The organism is Pedobacter sp. ASV12, assembly GCF_016429155.1.
GTDB lineage: Bacteria > Bacteroidota > Bacteroidia > Sphingobacteriales > Sphingobacteriaceae > Pedobacter.
Window position 1 is genome coordinate 1 of sequence record NZ_JAELUC010000141.1, and the last position, 5,045, is coordinate 5,045.

General features: G+C 41.7%; 3 protein-coding genes. All 3 read right to left on the minus strand.

Features of this window, described 5'->3' with window-relative positions; all coding sequences use genetic code 11:
- Positions 1 to 395: 395 nt before the first annotated feature.
- From wecB to JHD69_RS19030, 3 genes are read right to left on the minus strand one after another with little or no spacing between them, the layout of a single operon-like run.
- On the minus strand, positions 396 to 1,490 hold the full coding sequence (wecB, locus tag JHD69_RS19020) for a non-hydrolyzing UDP-N-acetylglucosamine 2-epimerase (protein WP_199141921.1): 1,095 nt from the start codon (positions 1,488 to 1,490) through the stop codon (positions 396 to 398).
- Between the two features lie 11 nt (positions 1,491 to 1,501).
- Positions 1,502 to 3,625, minus strand: coding sequence for a bi-domain-containing oxidoreductase (locus JHD69_RS19025; protein WP_199141922.1), 2,124 nt, complete (start codon positions 3,623 to 3,625; stop codon positions 1,502 to 1,504).
- Positions 3,625 to 4,947 carry an asparagine synthetase B family protein gene (locus JHD69_RS19030; RefSeq protein ID WP_199141923.1) on the minus strand — a complete coding sequence of 441 codons (1,323 nt, stop codon included), beginning with the start codon at positions 4,945 to 4,947 and terminating at the stop codon, positions 3,625 to 3,627. The genes JHD69_RS19025 and JHD69_RS19030 overlap by 1 nt, the downstream gene beginning before the upstream one ends.
- Positions 4,948 to 5,045 lie beyond the last annotated feature (98 nt).

Here is a 5,045-nt window from a genome sequence, read left to right on the forward strand (position 1 = left end):
CCCCCCCCCCCCCCCCCCCCCCCCCCCCCCCCCCCCCCCCCCCCCCCCCCCCCCCCCCCCCCCCCCCCCCCCCCCCCCCCCCCCCCCCCCCCCCCCCCCCCTTTTTTTACTCGGCCACCACCCACCTCTACCCACGCATGTCGTGGTTCGTCGGCAGCGTCAGATGTGTATAAGAGACAGAGTTTAGACTCTCTTTGCGCTCGAAAAAAAAAGCATGATTTTCTGCCTTCCAACTGGCCAAAGTATAGAAGGGTTTCACCGACGGATTCGTAGGGAATTTATTTTTTAATATTCCTGTTCTTTTTTTTAATTCAAAACCAGACCTGAAGATAATATATCGCAGCCCCATGTTTCTTACCAACTGAACAATCTTTTTAATTTTCCCCATTGCCATTCTATGACTTAGAAATGTCCATTAAATGCGCTACGATTCTTTCGGCGGTTTTACCATCCCATAATGTCGGAATGCCACCTTTTTTCCACTCGCCTTTAAATAATCTTTCGAAAGCAGGTTGTATCGCCTTTGGATTTGTACCTATTAATTCATTTGTTCCGATGGTTATGGTTTCCGGACGCTCTGTATTATTACGAAGTGTAATACATGGCACTCCCATTACTGTTGTTTCTTCGGTAATGCCTCCAGAGTCTGTTACGACTAATTTTGCCCGTTCTACCAAATAATTAAATTCAAGATAGCTAAGAGGTTCGACAAAATACAAGTTTGGCGCCTCTATGCCTAATCCTCGCAGGTTTTTTGCTGTACGAGGATGCACAGGAAATACAATAGGCACTCCATTACTATGATTAATGATTTCGGTCATTAATTCTTTTAATTGCTGTTCTTGATCTACATTTGCAGGCCTATGCAATGTGAGAACGATATAGTTTTTCGCTGTAAGTTTCGCCTCTTCCCAAATGGAAGGTTCTATAAATCGACTTCTGTTTTTCAACAGGGTATCGATCATGGTATTGCCTACAAAGAAAATGCGTTTTTTTTCTACACCAGCCTCTTCCAAATTGGCATTAGCAATTTCTGAGGTAGTAAAGAAATAATTGGTTATGCTATCGGTTACCAGCCTGTTAATCTCTTCTGGCATGGTCCAATCACCTGAACGTATACCTGCTTCTACATGGGCAACAGGGGTTTTTAGTTTTTGAGCTGTAATGGCACAGGCCATTGTTGAGGTTACATCTCCCACTACTAACACTAAATCTGTAGGGTTTGCCAGCAGCTCCTGCTCAAACCTGATCATGATTGCCCCGGTCTGTTCTGCCTGCGATCCGCCCCCGGCTTCTAAGTTTGCATGTGGCTCTGGAATTTCCAATTGCTCAAAAAAGTCTCCCGACATTTTTTTATCAAAATGCTGACCTGTATGCACTAATCGGAAATCGATATCATTTCCTTTGCTTTTTGCCCTTTGTATAGCATGTATAATTGGGGCTATCTTCATGAAGTTTGGACGGGCCCCTGCAATTATCGTTATTAACATGAGTTATTGATTTAAATGATATCTATCCACTTTCCTTCCTTAAGGCTGCTTATAGCCGCAAAAGAGGCCTTGGTTGTATTGATAAGCTCATCAAAAGGAATTAACGCTTCGCCCCCATTTTTTACACGATCTATTAAGAGCTGGAATTGATTCTTATGTCCCTTATCTAAACTTGTCTTCAATTTAGAAAAGCCCTTAAAACCATAGCCTGTGGTTATCCTAAAGTTATCGATGATGGCCGTCCTTTCTTGGGTATAAACTTCAATACGTTCTTTGGCATATGCCTTTGATCCGTTTGCAAAATAATTGATTACACCCGTAGAGCCATTCTCATATTTAAGCAGAATAGAAGCATTGTCTGTATTTTCATTAGGATTAACTCCCATGGCATTCATACAAACTGACTTGACCTTACTTCCTGTAAAATAAGTAATGAGATCGATAAAATGGCAAGCTTCTCCAATAATCCTTCCACCGCCTACATTCATATCGTGTACCCAAACGTTGTCTGGAATAAATCCGGCGTTCATGGTTGCAATTACATTGATCGGCGCATTGCCAATGATGTTTTTAACCTTAACCGAATGAGGCGAGAAGCGCCTGTTAAAGCCTATGGTAAGGGTACTGTGTCCCGAAGCATTTTGTTTAGCAGCAATAATGCCGTTCAACTGATCGTTGTTAAGTGCCAAGGGCTTTTCTACAAACACATGCTTATTAGCTTGCAATACTTCTTGCGCCATGGCCGCATGCTTATCATGCCTCGTTGTAATCAATACGAGATCAACCTCGTCATCTTTTAAAATTTCCCGATAATTGGTGGTAGACAATGCAAAACCGTATTTTTTGGCTAGTGCAGTACCACTAACTCCGCCCGCACTGGCAATGTATTTATAACCTGCTCCGCTATTTTTCAAAGCCGGCAACATCGTCATCTTCGTGAAATTACCTGAGCCAATAATACCAATTATTCCCTTTGACCCTTTGAAGCTTGAATTTGTAATCGCTACGGTTTCGCTTGGGTTTAGATTAGTATCTTCATTGTATTTCAAAATCGAGGCGATTGACCTCCTACTGCCAATATCGCCATAGATGACATTAAAATCAGCTAGTGGAACAAGCTCGGTAATCATTTCCCTTACTAATAGTTTATGGGAAGAAATGGCTTGCAGTATGGCTTCAAAGTTTCTCTTTTCTGTCCACCTTACAAAAGGCAACGGATAGTCTTGCCCCCTTTGTTCATAATTTTCATCGTATCTCCCTGGTCCGTAAGAACAAGAAACCTGAAAGCTAAGCTCTTTTTCGTAGAATTCCGCCCTGCTTAAATTTAGGCCAATAACCCCCACCAAAATAATCCTGCCACGCTTTCTGCTCATTTTCGCGGCTTGTGAAATAATCTCATCAGTTTTGGCTGATGCCGTAATAATTACTCCATCGCAACCGATACCCTGTGTTTGGGCTTCTACAAACTTTATTGGATCGCCATTTTTTGGGTTAAATGGAATAACACCCCACTTTTTGCTAAGGCTTAATTTTTCTTCATCTATATCAACACCAACTACTTTACAACCATTTGCGATTAATAGTTGAGCGGTGATTAAACCGATCAACCCCATGCCAATCACAACCACCGTTTCTCCCAGCGTAGGATTAAGCAGCCTAATGCCTTGCAACCCTATGGAGCCTATCACTGTAAATGTTGCTTCTTCATCACTTACATTATCGGGAATATGGGCCACTAGATTTTTGGGAATCGACACAAATTCGGCATGTTGACCATTCGAGGCCACACGATCGCCAACTTTAAACTCATTAACGCCTTCGCCAACGGCAATTACCCGGCCTACATTGCAATAGCCCAAAGGAAGTGGCTCGCCCAACTTATTGAATACAGCTTCTAAAGTAGGCATTAATCCATCCGTTTTGATCTTGTCTAAAACCTGCTTTACTTTATCTGGCTGCTGGCGGGCCTTCGACAATAGATTTGATTTGCCAAATTCCACCAGCATTCGTTCTGTACCCAGCGAAACTAGTGAGCGCGTTGTCTGGATTAAGACCGCACCTTTCCTTACTTGTGGTGCTGGAATTTCTTCCAGTATGGTTTCGCCTGTTTTGAATGATTGTATAATTTGTTTCATTACTTTTTTGCAGCTATAAATTGTGAATGCCATGAGTCGATTGCCAAAAGGCTCCAAATTGTATAGGATGCATCGATTTTTCCCTTTTTGTTTTTATCAATCAGCTCATGTATAGAATCGGCGTTAAATATTCCTATCCTGTTAATATTTTCTCTAGAAAGCCTATTTTGAATCATTTCATCCATATCTTCCGTAATCCATTTTCTTACCGGAGCTCCAAAACCCGCTTTTGAACGATAGATTACTTCGTGCGGAAGATATCTTTCTGCAACTTTTTTCAATAAATATTTAGCCGTCTTACCCTTTAGTTTTAAACTGGGCGGAATTTTAGTGCTAAATTTTACAAGCTCCACATCTAGAAATGGTACCCTGGTTTCAACCCCGGTTGCCATGCTTAGTTTATCGGTATAGTTTAAATTATGATCTACCAAGAACGTTTTCATTTCCCAATATAACATCTTATTCAGATTCGAATGTTCGTTCGGAATACGGTTTAAAAGGTCTAATAAATAGCGTTCTGGCCTAAATGTGCCGATTTCGGCTTGGGCCTTTTTATTGAAAAGTGATCGGTTAATCTCCCAAGGGATCCAACTAAAATATCCAACCATTCTTTGAAGAATGGTCTTATCGATATTTTCTAATGCTTTTTTTATTCTCCTGTTTACCGTTACATTAGCGTTCAATTTTGATGCCCCTTTCTTCAAAAGCTTACCCAGCCATCTTGGAATAAAGCGGTAATATCGCTCAAACTTTAAAGTCATGTGTCTACGATAGCCTGAAAAAAGATCATCGCCAGCTGTACCGCCCAAAAGCACTTTATAGCCCATGTTCCTAGCCTCTCTGCAGATATTCAAAACATTTAGGGGGGCGGCATCAGCCTGTGGCTCATCCAAATGGTAAATCATTTTATCAAAATCTCTGACTATTTCAATGTCAGCCTTAACAATATTGAGTTTTACCTGGAGATGATCTGCAACAATTTTTGCATATTTTAAATCACTGGAAAATCCTTCAGAGCTAGCAATCTCTTCCGAATCAATAGTAAAGCAATTAATTTCCTGATTGGGGTTTAACTTTCGACCATAGGCAACGATTAAACTAGAATCAACTCCGCCCGATAAAAAATACCCTACCGGCACATCTGAAAGCAATTGTCTTTCTACTGCCTTCTCGAGTAACTGATCAAGTTCATCGATCAATTCTTTCTCGGTTTTATTAGAATAAATACCGTCAAAAGGTATATCGTAATATTTACTTATGGTTAGCGAGGCAATGTCATTCGTATTTACTTTGATATAATGGCCTGGCAATAATTTTTTCACCTCTTTAAAAGGGGTTTGCTCTCCAGGTGCTGTCTCTTATACACATCTAAAAGGGGGGGGGGGGGGGGGGGGGGGGGGGGGGGGGGGGGGGGGGGGGG

Bases quoted from the DNA above. Each gene is read 5' to 3' on its own strand.
- wecB (WP_199141921.1), bottom strand. From the start codon at position 1,490: ATGTTAATAACGATAATTGCAGGGGCCCGTCCAAACTTCATGAAGATA.
- JHD69_RS19025 (WP_199141922.1), bottom strand. From the start codon at position 3,625: ATGAAACAAATTATACAATCATTCAAAACAGGCGAAACCATACTGGAA.